This is a genomic window from Agrobacterium bohemicum, assembly GCF_002896715.1.
GTDB classification, from domain to species: Bacteria; Pseudomonadota; Alphaproteobacteria; order Rhizobiales; family Rhizobiaceae; genus Agrobacterium; species Agrobacterium bohemicum.
This window is the reverse complement of record NZ_PGEL01000019.1, coordinates 54,104-76,597: the sequence shown is the minus strand read 5'-3', so window position 1 is coordinate 76,597 and position 22,494 is coordinate 54,104. Positions and strand designations below refer to the sequence as shown.

Sequence of the window (22,494 nt, the reverse complement as noted above, 5' to 3'; positions counted from 1 at the left end):
GGGCGTGCTGCCGTTCGAAGGGCCCGGTATTCTAAAACAGATTAGCGCCCTTTAGGCTATCGAGGACAGTCCCTTAGTGTCCCGCATCGGTGATTGGCCGAACAGACGACCGTATTCTCGCGTGAATTGAGGCACGCTCTCATATCCCACCGTGAAAGCAGCCATGCTTGCCGACGCACCCTCGGACATCATCAGTCTGCGGGCTTCGATAAGACGAAGATGTTTCTGAAACTGAAGCGGAGACAGAGAGGTTACGTCCCGGAAATGACGGTGAAAAGAGGATATTCCCATCCCGGAGATCGATGCCAAACGTTCCACGGCGATTGCCTCGGCGAATTCGTTGCGCAGTACTGCGACGGCGCGGGCCACCCGTTCGACGTGGCTTCCGATCATGCCGAGACGGCGGATCGCGTCACCGTGGCTCCCAGCCAGCAACCAATAGTGCATCTCGCGCATCAGTTGTTTCTGAAGCACGGGACGAGATGAGGGACGCTCAAGCAAGCGCATAAGCCGCAAGGCTGCGTCTGATACTTCCTCGTCCGTGGGGCCGACCTTCACGGGTACTTGGTCTCCCACCAGAACGACACGCATTTCCACGGCAAGCTCGGCAATGATGGCAGGGTCGAGCTCCATCACCAGCGAGTAATAAGGTGAGGCGATGCTGGCACGGGTGATTTGGCTCACAGTCGGCACGTTGGCTGTGATCAAGAGCGTGTCTCCGGCTGCAAACGCATATTGTTGCGTTCCCATCGTCACCTGCTTTGCGCCCTGCAAGACAAGACAGACCAGCGGTCGCGATATGTCGTGAACAAGGCCGCTGCGTGCCGTTGCTCTGACGGTTGACAGGCCGGCGATCGGCGTTGGAGCAATGCCGACCGGGGTGGCATTTGCGTCGGCATACCGGCGGACTGTATCGAATAGCGTTTCCATGTGGCGACCATATGCCATCCACTCTGCTGCCGCCTAGTCCTGTTGGAGGATTAGGCAAGACTTGGCGATTTTTTGGCAACACCGCGTCCTTGTTCGCAGCGATAAATCGTTCACGCCACAATAAAGTGGCCGCCACGAAGGACACATATCATGACCAAGATTACCCTCATCACCGGCAGTAGCCGTGGTCTCGGACGCAATACTGCCCTCAGCGTTGCACGTGGCGGCGGTGATGTTATCGTCACCTATCACAGCCGCTCGGACGATGCCGACACTGTCGTCGCAGAAATCAACGCCATCGGCCGCAAGGCGGTTGCTCTTCAGCTCGACGCTGGCAATGTAGCCACATTCGACGCATTTGCGGGAACGCTGCGCGCCACGCTTGTCAATGTCTGGCAGCGCGACAGCTTCGATGCGCTCGTCAACAACGCCGGTCACGGCGACTACGCGCTCATAAGCGACACCACGGAAGAGCAGTTCGATCGCCTCGTTGATGTCCACTTCAAGGGTGTCTTCTTCTTGACGCAGAAGCTGTTGCCGCTGCTGGCCGACGGGGGTCGTATCGTCAACCTGTCCTCCGGCCTGACCCGCGTTTCGGCTCCCGGCTGGTCCGCTTATTCTGCAGTGAAGGGTGCGGTCGAGGTTCTCAGCATCTATATGGCCAAGGAACTTGGCAGCCGTGGCATCGCGGTCAACACGGTCGCTCCCGGCGCTATCGAAACCGATTTCTTCGGCGGTGCCGTGCGCGACACACCTGCCTTCAACAAGCTCTTTGCTGACATGACGGCGCTCGGCCGTGTCGGGGTTGCCGATGACATCGGCCCGATGATTGCCAGCCTCCTTAAAGAAAGCAATCGCTGGATCAATGCCCAGCGCATCGAGGTGTCGGGCGGCCAAGGTATCTGATAGCCGAACCCGCATCTGGCCCACACGTCCATGCGTTTCTCATGACGAGCGGCGAAGGAGCCTCCGATCCTTAGAATGGTAATTCACTTTCTCGGGGAGGAGCCTTCGACCCTTCGCGAGGACAACTCGCGAAGGGCGATGACCGATCTCTGGCTAGAGTGCCACGATATGCCCAAACGCCATTCATACGCGCTACGCTCTTGAAAAACGCATCCGTCCATTGACGATGATGCCTCATGTCCGCTCCACTCTCGTCCCCAGAGCCTCGACCGAAGTATCTGAGAAGCTCCGTATTGGTTGCACGTGTATGGGCTTATGGTGTGGGACGAGGTTCGTCTATTGCCAACATGGACGGCCAACGAGGGAGCTCTGCCGCTCGAACTTCTGTCAGGCAGCGAAGCTTACGATACTTGGTTCCGTGCCAAGGTGCTGGAAGCGCTCAATGACACTCGGCCGGATATGTCGGATGATGAAGTTAGGGGCCATTTTCAGGAGCGCCGAGCGGCGACGCGGTTTAAAGCGGTGGCGCGAAAGTCGTGAAGATTATGTGGTTTGCGTTTGCCTCGTCGGATCGCGACGCAGCGGCCCGTCGTCTGATAGAGTTTCCAGAAAATGGGCCTTGGGCAGAATTGCTGGGACGCGCGAATTGGTGATCAACGGTACGCCTTACGTCGCAACGTAGGCGATAACGGAAGCTGCGGTTCCTATTCTACGCGTACTTCACGATGCTCAGGAGGGGCCCGAAAAATTTCCAGCCAGTTACCTTGGAACTGAGTTCAATGGCAGCCTCACGCGCTGGAAAGAGGTTCAAGACGCGGTACTCGGCCAACACATTCATGCCTGGCGCTCGGGGCGCGCTCGCGCTGCATGTTCCACATCCTTATCTTTCGCCCTTAGCCGTTGAAGGGTCGGTCGCAATGCCACGTTACATGAAGTCTCCTCACTGTCCGGTGATTTGGCATTTNAACTATTATCGAGACGTGCCTGTTCCCGAAGCCGCCAGACGCGGGGTGGTTCGCCAGCCCGGCTCACGAAGAAGCGGGAGAAATAGGCCGGATCGGCAAAGCCCAGATGAGCTGCGACCTCGCTGACGGGCGCTGTTGAAANCAGCAGTTGCGCCTTTGCCTGCTCCATCAGTTTTTCCGCAATCAGGTCGTGTGCCGTGCATCCCAGTGCCGAGCGAACGATGCGATTGAGATGGGTGAGCGACACGTCCAACGCTTCCGCATAGAAGGCGACCGGCTTATGGGCGCGGAAATGCTGGTGGATAAGCGCGCGAAGCGCGTCGATGCGACGTCGCTTGTCTGCGGCGAATGGTGGTCTTGCATCCTGCGCAGATGAAATTCGCGTCAGCAGTTGTAATGTCGAAGAGATGTAAGCGGCCATAAGGTTGCCGCGACCGGGGCGACGATTGTTGAACTCATCCTCAAGCCGCGTCAGTGTCTGCGCTACATAGGCCCCGTCGGCCTGACCGATGTCGAGCCGCGTGACCTGCGGTACCAAAAGCAGTCCGCCGTGTTCGACATGCCCGTGGCCCAGATGTGTATTGAGAATCGTCAGAACGAAGCCCTTCACATCGCGCGAGAAGCGAAATCCGTGATTGAAACCGGCTGGTACGCTGACGACGGAGGACGGGGGAATCGGTACAATCCGATCGTCGAGTACCGCGTCGCCGGACCCGCTTTTGAGGTACAATATCTGAAAGAAGGAGTCATGTCGGTGAAGCCGGATTTCCCAGGCATGACGGCTGCTCCGAGACTCAATCGTTTCGCAATGCACCCAGAAATCAGGCTCTTTGCGCGTATTCTCGCCGTAGAGCATATATGTGGGAACGGACTGCATCACATTTGCCTCCAATCTGAATGTTCAGATTGTGCAAGCATCCGGCTGATATGTCCATTGCCGACACGGTCGAAGCTCATCACACTTGAAACATCAACTGCAATCGGGAGGAAAGCATTGAGAACCCAGGTTGCCATCATCGGTTCAGGTCCATCCGGACTTCTGCTCGGTCAGCTTCTGAGTGAGGCAGGCATCGATAACGTCATTCTCGATCGTGTGTCGAAAGAGTATATTCTCGGCCGTGTGCGCGCTGGCGTGCTGGAAGAAGGCACGGTCGAACTTCTCGACAAGGCAAAAGCCGGTGCTCGGATGCATGCTGAAGGGCTTCCACATGACGGTTTTTCGCTCGCATTCGATGGCCGCGACCACCGGATCGACCTAGCGAAACTCACGGGCGGCAAGCGCGTTATGGTATACGGCCAGACCGAGGTTACCCGCGACCTGATGGATTGTCGCGAAGCTGGCGGGGCGTTAACTATCTATGACGCCTCCAAGGTGCAACTGCACGGTTTCGAAACGGCGTCTCCGTCCGTAAGCTACGAAAAGGACGGCACGACCCACCGGCTGGATTGTGACTTCATCGCCGGATGCGATGGCTTCCACGGTGCAAGCCGTAAGGCGGTGCCACCGGACGCAATCAAGATATTCGAAAAGATCTATCCCTTCGGGTGGCTGGGTGTTCTGGCCGATGTCGCGCCGGTCAGCCATGAACTGGTCTATGCAAACCATCCGCGGGGATTCGCGCTCTGTTCCATGCGCTCCGAAACCCGCAGCCGCTATTATCTCCAGTGTCCCTTGGACGAAAAGATCGAAGATTGGAGCGACGACCGGTTCTGGGATGAATTGAGGCGCCGCCTTCCGGTCCATCACGCGCAAGCACTGCTGACCGCTCCATCCTTCGAAAAATCGATTGCACCACTGCGATCCTTCGTTGCTGAACCAATGCGGTTCGGTACTCTGTTTCTTGTGGGAGACGCGGCCCATATCGTGCCGCCTACCGGCGCAAAGGGCCTGAACCTTGCCGCCAGCGACGTGCACTATCTCTTCAATGGCTTGAGAGAGCATTTCAGTGATCATTCGGACGCTGGACTTGATACCTACTCGGAAAAGGCTCTTGCCAGAGCGTGGAAGGCCGTGCGGTTTTCATGGTGGATGACCACCATGATGCATCGTTTNCCCGGTACGGGCGATTTCGACCAAAAAATCCAGGAAGCCGAACTCGATTATCTCACGCATTCGCAAGCAGCATCCACAGCTCTCGCCGAAAATTATGTGGGTCTGCCGTACTGACCGACTGTCGATATGGTGTGCAGACCAGAGTTACGCGTTAAAAATGCAATTTGAAACGGTGCAAAGCCAGGGAGGTGCGCACCACAAAGGGAGGAATAAATCATGAGGAAANTCATTATCGCGGCCATTGCGGCCGTGGCACTCAGCGGCACGGCTTATGCAGAGGTTATCAAGATTGGGGTGGTAGGGCCGTTCTCAGGTCCGTTTGCCTTGCAGGGAAAGAACTTCAAAGCCGGGATCGATGCGTATATGGCGATCAATGGCAACAAGATCGGCGATGACACGGTCGAGATCATCTATCGCGATGTGCCGCAGGCAGATCCGGCCCAGTCCAAGGCGCTTGGCCAGGAACTGGTCGTCAAGGAGAAGGTGCAATATCTCGCCGGGTTCTACTTCACCCCGGATGCCATGGCGGTGACACCCATACTGAAGCAGGCAAAGGTGCCGATGGTCATCATGAATGCCGCGACCTCTGCGATCATGAAGACCAGCCCGCTTGTCGTACGCACGTCCTTCACCACCTGGCAGACGTCTACCCCTATTGCGACCGTGGCTTTCGAGGCTGGCGTCAAGAAGATGATCTCCGTGGTCAGCGATTACGGTCCGGGCATCGACGCAGAAAATGCGTTTAAAGCGGGCTTCGTGAAGGCTGGCGGCGAGGTCGTACAGTCCATCCGCATGCCGCTCACCACCAATGATTTCAGCCCGATCATGCAGCGCATCAAGGATTCTGGCGCAGACGGCGTCTTCGCCTTCCTTCCATCCGGCCCAACCACGCTTGGCTTCGTCAAGGCCTATAACGACAACGGCCTGAAAACCGCTGGCGTGAGGTTCTTCGCGCCCGGTGACTTGACGCAGGAATCCGATCTGCCGGCGCTCGGTGATGCGGCACTCGGAATCCAGACCACGTTCCACTACGCGGTTTCGCATGACTCGCCAGAAAACAAGGCGTTCGTCGAAGCGGCCACCAAGGCGATCGGCAACAAGGCGGAGCTTTCCTTCCCAGCAGTCGGCGCGTTCGATGGTATGCATGTCATTTACAAGATGATCGAGGCGACCGGCGGCAAGCAAGACGCGGAAAAGGCTGTCGAAGCCGTCAAGGGATTATCTTGGACCAGCCNGCGCGGACCTGTATCGATCGATCCGGAAAGCCGGCACATTACCCAGAACATTTACCTTCGCGAAGTCGTGAAGGCTGACGACGGCACGTATATGAACAAGGAAATCCGCACCTTCGAAAAGCAGGGCGATCCAGGCCTTGCAGCCGTGAAGTAAGCCTCAAGAAAAACCTCGAAGCATCGGTGGGTCCATGACCCGCCGATTTGAGCAGGATTAATTCATGCAGACAGTCTTCAGCATAGCCATTGATGCCCTTGCCTATGGCATGGTGCTGTTCGTCATTTCCATCGGCCTTTCGGTGACGATGGGATTGATGCGCGTCGTCAATCTGGCACATGGCGCCTTCGCCATGATCGGCGGTTACATCGCGTCCTATGTGGCGCGCGATCTCGGTCTCGGATATTCCGTCGCAGTGATAGCGGCTGTCGTGCTTACGATCATCATCGCCATCCCGATCGAGCGGTTTCTCTACCGCCGCATCTATGGCGCCCNTGAATTAACGCAGGTTCTGATGACGATTGGCATCACCTTTTGTGTCATCGGCATTGCCAACTATGTCATGGGACCGACGCTGAAGACCATCCCGCTGGCTGGCCCGCTGCAAGGTGCCGCCGACCTCGGCTTTCGTAGCATTTCCGTCCACCGTCTCTTTGCTATCGTCTGCGGCCTCGTCGTGGCGCTCGGTCTTTGGTTTGCAATCGAAAGGACCAATTTCGGGGTCAAGGTACGGGCGTCTGTGGATGACGCCGCTATGGCCGCCGCACTTGGTGTCCGCACCGAGATCATTTACGCCATGAGCTTCGCCATCGCGGTGGGTCTCGCAGCATTCGGCGGGGTCGTCGGTGCGGAGCTTTTGCCGGTCGAGCCCTATTATGCGCTTCGCTATATGGTGACGTTCCTTGTCGTCGTCTCCGTAGGCGGTGCAGGATCCATTCCCGGCGCACTCGCGGCCTGTCTGCTGTTGGGCGCGATCGACACGACCGGGCGCTACCTGATGCCGGAATTCGGCGAGTTCTTCTTCTACCTCGCGGTGATCGCGATCATCTGCGTGTTTCCGCGCGNCCTTGCCGGAAGAGCGAAATGATGAAGGAGACTGTTGCAATGACCTCCAACGTGAACAACGACATCTTCCTAGGCGCCAAAACACGCAGCGCTCTGGTGCGCGACCTGATCGGCATCACCGTGATCGTGGTTGCGGCCGTAATCGGCTATCTGCTGTTCCCAGACAATCTGGCGCTGCTCACGCGTATCCTCGCGATCGCGTTTCTCGTGCTGGCGCTCGATCTCGTTACCGGATATTGCGGCGTAGCAACACTTGGCCATGCCGCGCTGTTTGGATCGGGTGCTTATGCCGCCGGTATCCTTTCAGCCCATTACGGTATCAATGATCCGTTACTGATGACATTGGCCGGTCTCGTCGGCGGTGCCGTTTCCGGCCTGCTTTGCGGTGCGATCATGCTCCGCGCCCACGGATTGCCGCAACTCGTCTTGTCGATCGCACTTATCCACCTGTTTCACGAGCTTGCCAACAAGATGTCATCCTGGACCGGGGGNAGTGACGGGCTTGCGGGCATCGCACCCGACCCTGTTTTCGGCATGTTCGAGTTCGACCTCTACGGTCAGACGGGCTATGTTTTCGGTGTGGTCCTTCTGTTGATCGTATTTGTTCTTCTGAGGATACTCGTTCGCTCGCCTTTCGGTATGCTCAGCCGCGGTGTTCGCCAGGATACTCTGCGAATACGCGCGATGGGCGCGTCTCCTAGCTCCGTACTGATCAGGATGTATGTCATCTCAGGCGCTGTGGCGGGGCTCGGCGGTGCGTTGAATGCCATCTCGACGCAGGTCGTTGCGCTCGATACGCTATCCTTCACGCAGTCAGCGGAGGCGCTGGTCATGCTGGTGCTTGGCGGGACCGGGTCGCTGTTCGGTGCCTTGACTGGAACGCTGATCTTCATGCTGTTTGAGGATTACGTTTCGGCCGCTAACCCCTTTCACTGGCTGACGATGGTCGGCGCGTTGCTCATCGCCGTCGTCCTGTTCGCCCCGAAGGGGCTTTACGGAACTGCCGCCAACTACGTTTCGCGTCGCAGGGAGGCGAAGCCATGAGCGCGGTTTTCGAGGTCAACAATCTTAAAAAGACGTTTGGTGGCCTGACGGTCACCGACAACGTTTCGCTTTCCATGATGCCGGGCGACCGTGTCGCCCTGATCGGACCGAATGGCGCGGGTAAGACCACCTTCGTCAATCTCGTCACTGGCAATCTGCAGCCGAACTCGGGAGATGTTCGACTCAATGGTGAGACCGTTACGAAAATTGGCCCGACGGGCCGCGTCAGGCGTGGTCTCGTGCGCTCCTTTCAGGTCACCCGGCTCTTCCAGGACATGACGCCTGCCGAACATGTGGCGCTTGCAGTGCTGCAGCGTGACGGCCACGCGACCCGCTTGTTCGGCAATTTNCTGACGATGCCCGATGTCATGGCTGAAGTCTCGGCACTGCTCGGAAAGCTCGGTCTCGCCGATCTTGCGCACCGCCGGGTCAGTGAGATTGCCTACGGACAGCAGCGCCTGCTGGAACTTGCCATGGCACTCGCGTTAAAACCGAAAGTCCTGCTTCTCGACGAACCGGCCGCCGGCGTGCCGCAAAGTGACACCGGCCGTATCGAACATGCCCTTGCGGACTTGCCCGCAGATCTCGCGGTGCTGATGATCGAGCACGACATGGATCTGGTCTTCCGGTTTGCAAANCGGGTCATCGTTCTGGCGGCGGGAGCCGTCATCTTTGACGGCCTGCCAGTCGATGTCACCAAGGATGCCCGCGTGCGGGAAGCGTATCTAGGGAGCTATGCCGATGCCAGCCACATCGCTTGAGGTCGAAAACCTCTCCGCCGGATACGGCCAGACGAAGGTGCTGGAAAACGTCTCCTTCTCCGTTCCTGCTGGCCAGCGCTTTGCCGTGCTTGGCCGAAACGGTATGGGCAAAACGACCTTGCTCGCCACATTCGCCGGCCAGACCAAACGATACGACGGACGCATCCGGCTTGGCGGCACGGACATCACGACGTCACCGAGCGCTTCGAGAGCTCATGCGGGCCTCGGTTATGTGCCGCAGGCGCGTTGCGTGTTTCCGACGCTCACTGTCGAGGAAANCCTGTTCGTTGGCCTGAAAGGACGGCCGAAATCGGCGTTGGAAGAGGCTTACCAGATGTTTCCGCGCCTCAAGGAGCGGCGTCGCAATCTTGGCAACCAGTTGTCGGGGGGCGAGCAGCAAATGTTGTCCACCGCCCGCTCCATCCTCGGCCGCCCGTCAGTTCTCCTGCTGGACGAACCGCTGGAAGGGCTGGCTCCGGTCATTTGCGAGGAACTGATGCTGGCCTTCACCGATCTTGCCAAGACGGGCGACATGACGATCCTTCTGGTCGAACAACGCATCCAGAGCGCGCTGGACTTCGCCGAGCAGGTGATCATTCTCGAACGCGGCAGGTTGGCCTGGAGCGGAACGCCAAAGGCGCTTGCCGGGGAGCATGACACGGTGGAGCGACTTCTTGGAGTCGGTGGGCTTTTGAGCGAGGAGGCCTAGGCGTCCCTATTTGGCGCGAGGCGATATCCCGTGGCGATGTATGGACTGGTCAGCTTGCCAGCGCCTTGGACGTCGCGGATTCCACCGAGAAGCTGCTCCCGCTCGTATTCGTCGCGGGCCAACAACTGCCAATTGGCCACCATATGGAAAAACGCGTGACTGACCGCCGTAAGGTGACTGCAGAACTGCTCGATTGATTTGACCTGATCTGGAGACGGCGAGAAGTCGCCGTCTCCAGATTGGAGCCTGCTCACCTGCATCGCACAGATGATCAACACTATCAGTAAACAATTCTTGCTTTAACGAGCCTTACTAGGCAGCGCGCATCTTTCCCTTCCCACTTGTCCACTCAGGCAACCAGTCGCGATGTGCAACGAGCAGTTCGTCGACCAGTGACCAAATCTGATCGAGGTCCAGTTCAGCCGCAGTATGCGGGTCCAGCATGGCCGCGTGGAAAATATGTTCCCTGTTCTCGGTCATCAGTGCAGCGACGGTCAGTTCCTGCACGTTGATGTTGGTGCGCATCAGTGCCGTCAGTTGCGGTGGGAGGTCGCCAATGAAGGTTGGCTGAATGCCGTTGTGGTCGACAAGGCAGGGTACCTCTGCCGCACAGTTGGCTGGCAGCGACGTGATGCAGCCATTATTGCGCAGGTTGCCATAGATGACCGACGGCTCACCGGTCCATACCGAGTTGATAATCGATGACGCATATTCCTTCGACTTCTTGACCTCTATCTTATCTGCAGAACGGTAGGTCGTGGTTTGGCCCCTCCACTTTTCGATCTGTTCAATGCAGCGTTTTGGGTACTCATCCAGAGGAATGCCGAACTTTTTTATAAGATCGTCGCGCCCTTCCTTGATAAAATAGGGCGTGTACTCAGCAAAATGCTCGGAGCTCTCGGTCACGAAGTAGCCAAGCCGGGTCAGCATCTCATAACGCACCTTGTTGACGCATCGTGGATTCCAGCCGGGTTTCGGTGCGCGGCCTTCGCGGTAGGCGCGAAAAAGGTCCGGATAGAGATTACGGTAGCTGCCGTCTGGCTGGCGATGTTCAAATTCCAGAAAGAATGCCATGTGGTTGATACCGGCAGAGCGATAGCGAATCTCGTCGTAGGGAATTTCAAGGTCTTCTGCCAATTCCATGGCCGTTCCCTGCACAGAATGGCAAAGCCCGACCTGACGGATTGTCGGGTATTTTNCAGCAATCGCCCAGGTATTGATCGCCATCGGATTTACATATTGCAGCATGATCGCATGGGGGCAGACGGCAAGCATGTCCTCGCAAATCTTCCATAAATGCGGCACGGTACGTAAGCCGCGCATGATACCGCCCACACCGAGCGTATCTGCAATGGTCTGTCGCAGGCCATATTTCTTGGGCAGTTCAAAGTCTGTTACCGTGCAAGGCTCGTACCCGCCGATCTGGAATGCGACAACGACAAAATCCGCGCCGCTGAGCGCCTTGCGTTGATCTGTATGGGTTTCAACGGTCGCTTTTGCGCCCAACGTTGAAATCAGCTTGTTGGCGACAATTGCGCTTTCTTCCAACCGTTGCGGGTTGATGTCCATGAGTGCAATCTTCGCACCGGAAAGAGCAGGGCGTTGAAGCACATCGCCGATGATGTTTTNCATAAACACCGTTGATCCAGCGCCGATAAAGGTGATCCTTGGGTCTTTTGTCATCTCTGTCTCCGATAGCAATTCAGGCGATTTCGAATGCGGCTTTAACGAGCCGTTGCGTGTAGGCGGTCTGGGGATTTGCCAGTACGTCTTCCACTGGTCCTTCCTCCACAATCCGACCGTTTTGCATGACGATGACGCGATGGCAGAGTGCGCGCACCACTTTCAGATCATGCGAGATAAACAGGTAACTCAGGCCTTTCTCATCCTGTAGCTTGCGCAGCAGGGCGATGATCTGGGACTGAACCGAAAGGTCGAGCGCCGATGTCGGTTCATCCAGCAGGATGAATTCCGGCTCTAGCGCAATGGCACGTGCAATCGCGATTCGCTGGCGCTGGCCGCCAGAAAACTCATGAGGAAAACGTGAGAGAATATTGGTTGGCATTCCGGAGGCGTTCAGCGCATCGCAGACCCGCTCCAGCCGCTCCGCCTTGTTCGCTCCCAACCCGTTGACGACAAGTCCTTCCTCGATGATCTGGCCGATGGTCATACGAGGATTGAGAGATGAAAATGGGTCCTGAAACACAACTTGCATGCGCGACCGTAAGGGGCGCATTTGCGCACGTGATTTNCCATGGATCGGTTCATTGTCAAACAGAATGCGACCACCCTCGGGTTCATTCAGCCGGAGCAATGATTGTCCGAAGGTCGTCTTTCCCGACCCTGACTCTCCCACAATCCCAAGCGTTTCGTGTCTGCGCAGCGTCAACCCTAGGCTATCGACAGCAATAAGTTCCCTCAGTTGCGGTTTGAACAAACCGCCATGGCGCAACATGAAGGACACGCGCACGTCATTAGCTTCCAGCAACATTGTGGAGCCGGAGGGCAGGGGGTGAGCGTGTCCTTGTGGCTCGGAATTGAGAAGCTTCTTTGTGTAGGCGTGCCGCGGGTTGGTGAAGATCTCTTCCGTGGTATTGTGCTCCCGCACCTCGCCATGCTGCATGACGTAANCATAATCGGAAANTTTCCGAACGATGGTCAGATCGTGCGTGATGAGAACGACGGCCATGCCGCGTGCTTGCTGTAACTCTCTAACGAGGTTGAGGATTTGTGCCTGCACCGTCACATCCAATGCCGTCGTTGGCTCGTCAGCAATCAGGACGTCAGGGTCGTTCGACAAGGCCATCGCGATCATCACACGTTGACGCTGGCCGCCGGATAGTTGATGCGGATATTGCTTCAGCCGCGCTTCCGGATCTGGAATATGAACTTGTTTGAGCAGTTCCAGCGCACGCGCTTCAGCTTGCTTGCGGCCCATTCTGTTGTGAACGCGGATTGCTTCAACGATTTGGCTACCAATTGTGTAGATCGGGTTGAGCGAACTCATCGGCTCTTGAAAGATCATCGCCAGACGGTTGCCACGCATTGCCCTGCGTGCCCGCTCCGGTAACTTTAGAATGTTTTNGCCGTCATAAGACACAGAGGCTGCACTTGAAACGACAGCACGTTTCGACAAAAGTCCCATGACGGTCCGCGCCGTGACGGATTTTCCGGAACCAGATTCCCCGACGATGGCGATGGTTTCGCCGCGATAGAGTTGGAAGGATACGCCTTTAACAGCATCTACGGTGCCGTGCTCGACTTTGAAATTGACCGCGATATTGCGCGCATCGATGATAGGCGCATCCTGGCGTGATGCATGGTCGAAGCGTTCATCAGGCGCGAAAGATGCCAACGAGGACGTAACCATTCCAGTCTCCTCTCTCAATAGGGATCAACAGCATCGCGTAGGCCGTCGCCCAGCGCGTTGAAGGCAAAGACAGTCACAAGGACGAAACCGACGGGCGCCAATATCCACGGATACGAACCGATGACCGAATAGGTTGCCGTATCCTGCAACATCAGTCCCCACGAAATCAGTGGAGGTTTGACGGCAAANCCAAGGAAGCCAAGGAAGGATTCCAGGAGGACGACACTTGGAATATGCAGCGTAACGGCAACGATGACGTGGCTCATCACATTGGGCAGAATGTGCTGAAAGATGATGCGCCGGTCTGTCGCGCCGATCGCCATGGCGGCCCGTACATAATCGATCCGCGCAAGCGCCATTGTTTTACCACGGACTTCACGGGACATCTGTGCCCAGCCAAGCGCCGACATAACAACCACGACGAAGGTCAGAAACACGTTTGTCGGGGCGGTGACAGGAATGAGCGATGTCAGCGCCAGATACAGCGGCAATTGCGGGAAAGCGAGGACGATGTCGACAAAGCGCTGTACCCACGCATCCACCGCGCCGCCGAAATAGCCAGATATCAAGCCGACACTGGTGCCGATGACGGTCACGATAAAAACGACGCTCAGCGCGATGGCGAGAGAAATCCGCGAGCCGTGAATGGCGCGCGACAAGACATCGCGGCCAAACTTGTCCGTTCCCAGAAAATGGACCGTTTGGCCGTCCACAGAACCGAAGAAATGACGCTCCGTGGGAAACAGGCCGAAGAGATTGTACGGCGCACCTTTGACGAAAAAACCGAGATAATGTGGGTTATCGTAATTCGGTCCGACGATGGGCTGGAATGTGACCGGGTCGAGCTCTTCCGTTTCTGCCATCGCATAGACGCGCGGCCAGATGCTGAAAGTCCCATCTTTTTCCTTGAAGCTGATGCTTTGTGGGGGGNTGAAACTGGCCCCGGTTTCTCTTGGATCTGCAGGCGCAAAAAANTCGGCGAAGATGGCGATGAGGATGAGGAGAACGACAAGTGCCAAGCCGACCATGCCAGTGAAGGAGCGCCGTAATCGGCGCCAGACCAGTGCCGTATACGTTTCGTTTGCACGCTGTTCTGCAACGTTGATGACCTGTTCCTGGCTCGTTGAACTATGCACGGCAACCATCTCACGCCCTCCCTATTTCGCGCACACGCGGATCGAGAAGAGCGAGCAAGATATCTGCGATGATGTTCCCAATAATGAGAGTCGCGGCAAGCACCATCATGAAGGTGGCGGTGACGTAGACATCGCCCACGGCCATGGAGCCAACAATGGCGGGACCAACGGTTGGCAGCGCGAAGATGATGGCCGTTTCAATTTCGCCGGTCAGCATATAGGGCAACACGACACCCTGATACATGACGAGCGGATGCAGCGCGTTTGGCACGGCGTGGCGCATAATGACCGCGCCTTCCGACAGCCCCTTGGCGCGCGCNGTTTCGACATATTGCGCATTAAGCGTATCCAGCAGATTGCCGCGCATCACGCGCATGTTGTAGGCCAGCCCTCCGAAGGTGGCAATGGCAACAACCGGCCAGACATGGCTAACCAGATCAACGAACTTTGCCCAGGACCAAGGCGCACCACCATATTGGGGTGAAANGAAACTACCGATTTCAGCGACGTTGAAGTGGAAGACCATCAGGTAGACCATGATCAACGCCATCAGAAAGCGAGGGATCGTCATGCCCAGAAATGCGATGGCAGACAGGATATTATCGACCCACGAATATTGCCGTGTCGCAGCCAATACCCCGAAGGTGATGCCAAGTATCGACGCCAGGAGATGGCAGACGAGTGCTAAAAGCAGCGTCCGCGGCAGGCGTTCGCCGACGACCTCCGCTACCGGCTTGTTGTAGTAAAAGCTGTAACCAAAGTCACCGCGGGTAACGATTCCGCCAATCCAGTTGAAATATTGTACCACGATAGGCTTATCGAGACCGTGTTCGACCCGGTACGCCTGCGCCTGCGCTTGGGCCTGTTCAAACGACGCACCACCCTGATTCATCAGCTGTGAGCGAATATAGTCCGCATAGTCGCCAGGCGGCGCCTGGATGATAGCGAATGTCACGATACTGAGGATCAGCATCACGGGTATGGCTGAGCCGAGGCGAACAAAAAAGAACCTGAGCATAATAAAATATCTCCCTGCATTGCGGGCCCGGCTTATGATCGGTTCCGCCTTTTCTCCCGCCGGCCGCGCTTCACGCGCGACCGGTCATGGTGTCTCCGGGAGGGAGCTAGTTGATGGGGCCTTTATCACCGGGCTTGCCGGGCAGTTGTTGGGGAAATAGCTCGTATTTGCCCTGTTTATTGGTCGCGACCNAAAGGCGTTCGCGCATGACAGCGTCTTCCGCCCAGTTGAACATGAAGATCGGTGTTCCCTGCGGTACATTAGAGAAACGCTTGTTGATGATCAGCGCTCCGGGATACTCGGTCAGGCCAATCGTATAGAGGTTCTGTGTGTAGACCTTCTGATATTGCTTCATCAGAGCGGCCCGCTCGGCATTATCCTGAGAGGCAATGAAGCGGTTGACGAGATCGACCATTTCTTTTTCAAAAGGCATCATGTCGACTTGCTTGCCTTCCGGCGCGCGGTGGTTCCAACTGGTGCGCGGACCAACCGGTGCAAGCTGCTCGGTGTTTTGCACCACAGAAGCGAGTTCGGTCGTATTGCGGCGAACCAGCCAATCGAACCGGCCGCCATAATGCGCGGCATCTCGCTGGTTGCCATCGAGAGAATTAAGTACCACGCGCAGACCTAACTTTGCCATCTGGCCAACCAGACCTTCTGCAAGGCTCTTGTCTGTCGTGTAGGTATTGTTGACGAGCAGAACGATCTTGACGTTTTTGCCGCCAGCCGTGCCTGCCGGGAAGTTCACGAACCCATCGCCGTCCGTGTCCTTCAGCCCAATCTTTGCGAGAGCGGCCTTTGCGCCTTCAAGGTCGTAGGGATAATAGACAGTCGAGTTGCGGTCGTAAAAGCTGGTGCCGGATGAAATGCCCCCGGGATAAATCGCGGTAAACGGACCTTTGACCAGCGAATCGCCGACAGCCTTGCGATCAATAGCCGACGTCACTGCCTCACGGAAATCCTGATTGCGGTTCAGTTCACGAATGGCCTGTTCCCGTTCGTCGGGCGAACCCCAGCCATTGGCTGAGAAGTTCATTTGTAGGTTATAGCCGATCAGACGCGGGCCAAAGGCAAGTCTTGCCGGCGCGTTTTCGTCGGCAGCACGCTTGAGCGCAGCCACGAAGTTTNCCGGCTGTTCCAGGTTGGAGAAATCGCCAGATCCGGCCACAGCCTGCACATCGCGATCAGCCCAAGTGGAAAGCTTGTAGTGAATTTCATCGACATAGGGCAGTTGCTGGCCCTTTTCATCGACTTTCCAGTAATAAGGGTTGCGACGCAGGACGATTAGGTCATCCGGTCGGTATGACACCGGCGCCCACGCACCCATGACCGGCATGTTCATATATTCGGGCGGGAAGGCATTCTTGAACTGATTATAGGTGTTTTTCGAATATTTAGGGTGTTGCGGCTTTAGAATATGTGCTGGCCCCGGGCAGAAGTTCGGATAGGCCATTGTATAGAGATACTGCTTAGGAAAGGCGCTCTTGAACGTCCATTCGACCGTGTAATCATCGATCTTGGTAAGGGTCGTACCCTCTCCAAAAGCTTCCGGCGACGCACCCCCACCAAGCGGCGACACATTTGGGTCTATCACACCATCTTCCCAGTAAAACATGATGTCTTCTGCTGTGAAGGGTACCCCATCAGACCATTTGGCGCCTTTGATCAAGTGCATCGTCAGCTTGTGACCATCCTGCGACCACTCCCAGCTTTTAGCTAGATTGGGCAGCGGCTCTGTGTCTTTGGCATCTACCTGAAACAATGGTGCGGTGCGTGTCAGGCATTCCGACAACGCTATATCGATGCCGCCCCAGCCCTGTGTCTGGCCGGCCATGTAATTCCAGCCTTCGGGACGTCCACCAACGACGTGGCGCAGAGTATCGCCGTAAACACCTGTCCCATCCGGCATATTTCCCGTCTTGTAGACCAATGGTTCGTCCGGCAGTCTGTCTTTGAGCGGTGGGAGCTTGCCGGTCTTTTCGAATTTTTCAGAGACCCAATCAGGCTCCGAGTAGTTGGGTAACGCCTTGAACTCCAAAATGGAGTCACGCTCCACATATTTTATCTTTCCTTCGGCGGGAAATTTCGCTGGTTCAGGTGGTGCCGATGTTTGAAATGCATGCGCATTCAGTGCGATCAGCGAAACGCCGAAAGCAAGGCAAGCACTCAAGAAATTCCTGTGTGGATGTTGCATCGTTATCTCCTCCCAATGGCGCGACCAGGCACGCCTGTCCCTTTGCTTCCCGGAAAACGGTCAGTACCGATGCCTCCTCGCGTCGATGCTGCCGCAGATAAATCAAACTGCTTTTTTCAGTGCTGCTTTCTCGGCGCGCAATTCCTCAATCGATCTGACATGACGCCTTGCAGCGCCCGTCCAATCGCTCGTTTTGACAGTGGATCTGGAAAGACGATCCTTCGCTGCCGGTACGGCATGCGCGTATTGTGGCAACCAGCGCGCCTGCGCGATCACCATTNCGTCGACCATCTGCCACACCTCTTCCGGTGTCGATACCGCACCCACCAAGGGNTCATGGAGAACAGCAAGTTTCAGAAGGTCGATATCCCCAGTGACAGCTGCATGAACCGACATGCGTTGAACGCTGATCGACGCCATGCATGTCGCCGCACAGGCTTCCGGGATCGTGATGCCGGAGACCATGTTGATGCCGAAACGATCCACGAACCCGGGCGATTCGATGATGGCATCCTGCGGCAGGTTGGTGATAATGCCATTGTTTTTGACATTGAAATGGCCGCGATACACACGCCCTGTTTCCAGCGCCTCAAGAATATGGCTGGCATGTTCGTTTGAACGCTTAGTTGGATCGAGAAGCTTCGATGCCGATTCCAGGAACTGCGGAAATTCCGTTTCGAACCAATTTCGGGTCTCTGTCGAGTGCCGCAGATAACCGCCGGTTTCTCCGTGAATCCAGTCGGACATATCGATCCAACGGGCGATTTCGTCCGGGCGTTTGCGATACCATGGCAGATATTCCGAGAGGTGACCGTTGCTTTCCGTGGAGTAAACACCAAATCGTTTCAACACATCGATGCGCAGCTTTTCCTGCTGCGAGAAAACCGGATGGGCTTCAAACCCGGCAATCAACTCATCCTTACCGATCTTGCGACCATTGAGCTTCAGATCAATAAACCATGTCTGGTGGTTGATGCCTGAGCAGATGTAATCCAGTTCAGAAACAGACTGAGCACCCAGCACCTCTGCAATCTGCTCGGCGCCATGCTGAACGCCGTGGCACAGGCCAACCGTATCGACCTTGCCATATTCAATCGCTGCCCAGGTGTTCATGGCCATGGGGTTGGCATAGTTCAGGAACCTGGCATCTGGTGCAGCGACCTCGCGAATGTCCTTGCAGAAATCCAAGATGACCGGAATGTTGCGTTGCCCATACAGGATGCCACCTGCGCAGATTGTATCGCCGACACATTGGTCGATCCCGTATTTCAGCGGGATGCGAATATCGTCCGCGTAGGCTTCAAGGCCGCCGACCCGCACACAGCTGATGACATATTTCGCGCCTTCCAACGCGCGGCGACGCTCGGTTGTTGCGGTGACCTTTACGGGAAGCCCGTTGGCTTCCACGACACGATCAAGGATCGCTTTGATCATATCGAGATTATGTTGGCTGATATCGGTCAGCGCGACTTCCACATCGCGAAATTCCGGTACGCACAAGAGATCGGTGAACAGTTTTTTGGTAAAGCCGACACTTCCTGCACCAATGATAGCGATTTNGAAACTCATGTTGGCACCTTCGTTTGCGAAAAGAATGCGAAAGTAGGGTAGGGAATTCAATCACGAGAAAATGGAGAAAAANTCGGGAACTCGCCGAATAATATGGATTCTCCTTCGGTATACTCCCCTTGATCCTCTCCTTGAGGCGGGATTATGCTGATAAAAATCGCAAGGGCCAGAGAAGGATTATGCTTTTATGGGTAATTTTGTGCTGCAGGATTTGATCGATCAAGGACCTGTTATGCGGACTGTTTCGTTGCCCCGTGGCAGGCAAACATTGCACACGATGCCCACCAGCAGCGGCTATGAAATCCGCCAGGGTGGCGGCTATGACTGGGATGGTAGAAGGCGCGGGCAGACACCTTTTACTGTCCTGCAATATTGCATAAGTGGTCAAGGAAACCTGCGATATGAGAACAGCACCTACCGCATTGGACCTGGTGAGACCCTGCTTCTGCTCATGCCCCACAACCATCGCTACTGGCTGGAGGAAGATGGGCGATGGGAGTTCTTCTGGATATCCATGAACGGGCAAGAAGCGTTGCGCATCCACCAGGCAGTTCTCTCCGTAACCGGTCCAGTCATCAGGTTGAAGCCAGAAACAATCGATCATCTTGCCTCATGCTGTTCAAGGCTGGTCAACGGCGCTGAAACCCCAGGCAGTGCTTCTGCCGCTGCCTATGAAGCCGCGATGGTGCTTTACGATGACGTCTTCGGCTCCCATCCTTCTTTCGGCGGCGAGTACCGCACGATGCAACAGGTGCTGAGTCACATCGACAGCCATCTGGACAAAAACCTGTCAGTCAATGAGCTCGCAGCCGTGGCGGGTCTTAGCCGTGCACATTTTTCCCGCATTTTTGCTGCAAATGAGGGCGTGCCGCCTGCTGAATGTGTTCTGCAAAAGCGGCTACGACGGGCGGCAAAACTTCTCACCACGGCGGCAAACATGCCCATCAAGGAGGTGTCTGTACTATGTGGATTCGAAGACCCTAATTATTTCTCGAAGGTTTTTCGACGGCTATACGGCATCAACCCGAGTGAATTTAGAAGCACAGGCATGTATTCCAGCGTGCGCGCTTCAAAGTCATAGATTTTGGTTTTGGGCCCGCCTGCGACGAGCACAGGGGACCACGTCCAGGTAACTGAGCTGGGCAACGCCTTACAATCGCAATAGTCGCTCAATTTCATGCTCATCCGCTGCTGATTGCATGGCTGCGACTTTGGCCCGCGTTGCCGCAGCCGCCTTTGCTCTTAGATCTGTGTCATCTATCAATTCGATTATACTCTCCGTCCAGGCCGCGGCTTCGTAAGGCAGGAGTATCTCGGGAGCATTCTCCCGCCCTCCATATGCCCTGGATATGGAGAATACGCCTGCGGCGCCAAACCTGGTTACATCGATCCGCTTCGTTGGTGACCTGCAGTCGTTGACGAGCGACGGTGTAAGCGGAACGAGCATGATGTCGATCGAGCGTTTTGAAGACTCTTCCAGGTACTCGCTCCAACCGACCGGTGATCGAACAACAACACGCTCCATATTCCTCCAAATTTTAGCTGCATGTTTGCCAGCAAAAACTTCAAATCTTGCTTGGGGGCGCTGTGCGAGTATCGCTTTAATAATCGGATGAAGGAAAAGATGCTCTGAATAATGAACACCTGTCGCATGGTACGCGATGCAAATGTTGCCTTCGTCTTCTCTTGGCTCTGTCACCTCCCATAGCCGAGCAGGGGGGNCTGGAGGTACAACGATGGGCGCGACCTGCAGCATTGTGTTGCCGAGCGTCGGTGTTGACACCCAAATCGCGTCAAGAAGGGCGTTTAGCCGTCTGAGAGGGTAGAGGGCCCTATAATACAGAAAAAGACGGTAAGACAGGGCCGCATCATCGCCCGTGATGATCGCGGGTATACTGTCATCCAGAAACAGCACGACGCCTGCAATGCTACCCTGATTAATCTCTATCCATTTCAAANCGCTGGTAGAGGCATAGCGGCATATGATGATGAGTGCGCCGTCCGGATTTAGCGTGGAAAGGTCGCAGTCTCTGATATCCACCAAGATGTAAGGAAGTTGGGGCCTATCTGCAAATCGTCCTTCAAAATAGTAGTCTGCGGTCGGGTTGGGATGGCGGCCAAACAAATAAATCCGGCGAACTGGTTTGCGTGAGGCATTCCCCGCTCCTTTGCGAAGGCTAGGATGGGGGAGCAGCTTTGTAAGATAGTTACGCCAGGATGAAGGTACCATTAGTTCTCGTTCGATCGCCATAAGGCTTAGCAACAGCAGTTGACTTAAAAGGAAGGTGCTTTTTGCCCCGGTTCAAGGGCACTGGCATTGCGCCAGATGTCTGGTGTTCTGACATCAAGACTTCGGGGTAAGACGTCGAGCACATGATCACCAGCTGCAAGGGAGAAATTCGGGTTGTATTGGGGATCGTTTAAAAGGACCTCGCTCCACTCTTCATGCATATACTGTTCCTCCGCAGCAAAGCGCCTTTGTTTTTCAGGCGTATCGTCTGCGAGACGCGAAACCGATTCAAGGTGCGTCAGACGCGCATGAGGTGTCCAGATTATTTTTTNCCCGGAGACACCGAGCTTCAGGCAGTAATCAACATCATTGAAGGCCACGGATAGCTTGCCCTCGTTCATTCCGCCGACGTTCATCCACAGGTATTTTCGGGTCAACAGACATGCGGCGGTAACGGCGCTGATCTCACGCCTTTGAGAAATAAGCCCGCAGTCTTCATCACCATCAGGGTCGCGGAAATGAAAGCTGTGGCGTGCAACCGATCCTGCTCCCAGTGTCACCCCTGCGTGCTGTACGAAACCATCACGAAACAGGAGGAGGGGACCACAGGCGCCGACACGCCCATCATAAAGTTCTACGATCATCCGGTCCAGCCATTCGGGGTGCAATGGGTCGACATCGTTGTTCAGTAATAGAATGTGGTCATGTTCTGCCGCGTTCACACCGATGTTGCAGGCTTTCGCGAAGTTGAACGGGCCCGGAAGTGGAATGCGCCGAATGAGGCCAGCGTTCTCATATCGGGCAAATAGCTGCAACGTATCCGGCTGGCAACTGTCATTGTCGATCACAATAACGTCCAGACCATCGTTTCTTGTTTTTTCAAACAGTCCGGCAAGGCAAACAGAGAGGAGATCTGCCCGATCGCGGGTTGGAATAATGACGCTGACCTTGGACGGTGCAGCAGGAGACGCAGCTGAGAAANTTTTGGCAGGCTGCCTCCGGTCTCGTCGGTGAAGCAAGGGGGCAGGCAAGTGACCAATCTTACCATAGTGTGACGCAGCCAACAGCAAAGTGGCCGCATCCATGCTTTCGAAATCGGGTATATCAGCCAAAGCCTTTACACGGATGGCCGCACCATCTGGTGCAAGCCATCCCGATTGAGCCAAGGGCGGGTTCCATGCGGGTTTAAAAAATGGGTCGACACGTTTTCCGTCCGTATCAATTCTGTCTTCGTCACAATAAACAGCGACTATGCCAGGGTCGTGGACGAGGGGCTTAACAAGCCGCTCGACGGCGTCGGCACTCAGTTCCATT

The 22,494-nt window shown here is 55.9% G+C and carries 17 protein-coding genes and 2 pseudogenes; 9 read left to right on the top strand and 10 right to left on the bottom strand.

Annotated elements, in window-relative coordinates; translation table 11 throughout:
- Positions 1–51: 51 nt before the first annotated feature.
- Complete coding sequence (locus CUC55_RS04865; RefSeq protein WP_067653133.1) at positions 52–930, bottom strand: AraC family transcriptional regulator; 879 nt, start codon at positions 928–930, stop codon at positions 52–54.
- Between the two features lie 150 nt (positions 931–1,080).
- On the opposite strand from CUC55_RS04865, the gene CUC55_RS04860 reads away from it, so the two are divergent.
- Positions 1,081–1,836 (top strand): SDR family NAD(P)-dependent oxidoreductase, encoded by a 756-nt coding sequence (locus CUC55_RS04860; protein ID WP_067652953.1) that lies wholly within the window; start codon positions 1,081–1,083, stop codon positions 1,834–1,836.
- Positions 1,837–2,133: 297 nt separating this feature from the next.
- A pseudogene (locus CUC55_RS04855) lies at positions 2,134–2,376 on the top strand (antitoxin PaaA2 family protein); the annotation flags it as partial.
- 426 nt (positions 2,377–2,802) lie between these two features.
- Here the strand turns inward: CUC55_RS04855 and CUC55_RS04845 are convergent.
- Positions 2,803–3,681: pseudogene (locus CUC55_RS04845) on the bottom strand (helix-turn-helix domain-containing protein); the annotation flags it as partial.
- A 114-nt stretch (positions 3,682–3,795) separates the two neighbouring features.
- On the opposite strand from CUC55_RS04845, the gene pobA reads away from it, so the two are divergent.
- From pobA to CUC55_RS04815, 6 genes are all read left to right on the top strand, one after another.
- Positions 3,796–4,968, top strand: coding sequence for a 4-hydroxybenzoate 3-monooxygenase (gene pobA / locus CUC55_RS04840; protein ID WP_103087132.1), 1,173 nt, complete (start codon positions 3,796–3,798; stop codon positions 4,966–4,968).
- Between the two features lie 102 nt (positions 4,969–5,070).
- A complete protein-coding gene (locus tag CUC55_RS04835; RefSeq protein ID WP_103087131.1) occupies positions 5,071–6,243 on the top strand; it encodes an ABC transporter substrate-binding protein in 1,173 nt (390 codons plus the stop codon).
- 64 nt (positions 6,244–6,307) lie between these two features.
- Entirely contained in the window at positions 6,308–7,171 is an 864-nt protein-coding gene (locus tag CUC55_RS04830; protein WP_103087130.1) for a branched-chain amino acid ABC transporter permease, read from the top strand.
- A 17-nt stretch (positions 7,172–7,188) separates the two neighbouring features.
- The gene (locus CUC55_RS04825) at positions 7,189–8,193 is read left to right on the top strand and encodes a branched-chain amino acid ABC transporter permease (protein WP_067653128.1); all 1,005 of its coding nucleotides are present in this window, start codon (positions 7,189–7,191) and stop codon (positions 8,191–8,193) included.
- Positions 8,190–8,954 carry an ABC transporter ATP-binding protein gene (locus CUC55_RS04820; RefSeq protein WP_103087129.1) on the top strand — a complete coding sequence of 255 codons (765 nt, stop codon included), beginning with the start codon at positions 8,190–8,192 and terminating at the stop codon, positions 8,952–8,954. Before CUC55_RS04825 ends, CUC55_RS04820 begins: the two co-directional genes overlap by 4 nt.
- Positions 8,935–9,663, top strand: a complete 729-nt coding sequence (locus CUC55_RS04815) for an ABC transporter ATP-binding protein (protein WP_103087128.1) — start codon at positions 8,935–8,937, stop codon at positions 9,661–9,663. Before CUC55_RS04820 ends, CUC55_RS04815 begins: the two co-directional genes overlap by 20 nt.
- Here CUC55_RS04815 and CUC55_RS04810 read toward each other — a convergent pair.
- From CUC55_RS04810 to melA (CUC55_RS04780), 7 genes are all read right to left on the bottom strand, one after another.
- The gene (locus CUC55_RS04810; protein ID WP_157940917.1) at positions 9,660–9,917 is read right to left on the bottom strand and encodes a hypothetical protein; all 258 of its coding nucleotides are present in this window, start codon (positions 9,915–9,917) and stop codon (positions 9,660–9,662) included. The genes CUC55_RS04815 and CUC55_RS04810 overlap by 4 nt on opposite strands.
- Before the next feature lie 58 nt (positions 9,918–9,975).
- Positions 9,976–11,346 carry an alpha-glucosidase/alpha-galactosidase gene (gene melA / locus CUC55_RS04805; protein ID WP_103087127.1) on the bottom strand — a complete coding sequence of 457 codons (1,371 nt, stop codon included), beginning with the start codon at positions 11,344–11,346 and terminating at the stop codon, positions 9,976–9,978.
- A gap of 19 nt (positions 11,347–11,365) precedes the next feature.
- On the bottom strand, positions 11,366–13,033 hold the full coding sequence (locus tag CUC55_RS04800; protein ID WP_103087126.1) for an ABC transporter ATP-binding protein: 1,668 nt from the start codon (positions 13,031–13,033) through the stop codon (positions 11,366–11,368).
- A gap of 14 nt (positions 13,034–13,047) precedes the next feature.
- Positions 13,048–14,178, bottom strand: coding sequence for an ABC transporter permease (locus tag CUC55_RS04795; RefSeq protein ID WP_103087125.1), 1,131 nt, complete (start codon positions 14,176–14,178; stop codon positions 13,048–13,050).
- A 1-nt stretch (position 14,179) separates the two neighbouring features.
- A complete protein-coding gene (locus CUC55_RS04790; protein WP_103087124.1) occupies positions 14,180–15,187 on the bottom strand; it encodes an ABC transporter permease in 1,008 nt (335 codons plus the stop codon).
- 106 nt (positions 15,188–15,293) lie between these two features.
- Positions 15,294–17,381 carry an ABC transporter substrate-binding protein gene (locus CUC55_RS04785; RefSeq protein ID WP_103087123.1) on the bottom strand — a complete coding sequence of 696 codons (2,088 nt, stop codon included), beginning with the start codon at positions 17,379–17,381 and terminating at the stop codon, positions 15,294–15,296.
- A 102-nt stretch (positions 17,382–17,483) separates the two neighbouring features.
- Positions 17,484–18,950, bottom strand: coding sequence for an alpha-glucosidase/alpha-galactosidase (gene melA, locus CUC55_RS04780; protein WP_103087185.1), 1,467 nt, complete (start codon positions 18,948–18,950; stop codon positions 17,484–17,486).
- A 187-nt stretch (positions 18,951–19,137) separates the two neighbouring features.
- Between melA (CUC55_RS04780) and CUC55_RS04775 the strand changes: the two genes are divergently transcribed.
- Positions 19,138–20,031 (top strand): AraC family transcriptional regulator, encoded by an 894-nt coding sequence (locus CUC55_RS04775; protein ID WP_067652929.1) that lies wholly within the window; start codon positions 19,138–19,140, stop codon positions 20,029–20,031.
- A 1,193-nt stretch (positions 20,032–21,224) separates the two neighbouring features.
- Here CUC55_RS04775 and CUC55_RS23550 read toward each other — a convergent pair.
- Entirely contained in the window at positions 21,225–22,265 is a 1,041-nt protein-coding gene (locus CUC55_RS23550; RefSeq protein ID WP_425352748.1) for a glycosyltransferase family 2 protein, read from the bottom strand.
- Positions 22,266–22,494: the final 229 nt, after the last annotated feature.

Coding starts and splice junctions, on each gene's coding strand:
- CUC55_RS04860 (WP_067652953.1), top strand. CDS start 1,081: ATGACCAAGATTACCCTCATCACCGGCAGTAGCCGTGGTCTCGGACGC.
- CUC55_RS04775 (WP_067652929.1), top strand. CDS start 19,138: ATGGGTAATTTTGTGCTGCAGGATTTGATCGATCAAGGACCTGTTATG.
- CUC55_RS04865 (WP_067653133.1), bottom strand. CDS start 930: ATGGAAACGCTATTCGATACAGTCCGCCGGTATGCCGACGCAAATGCC.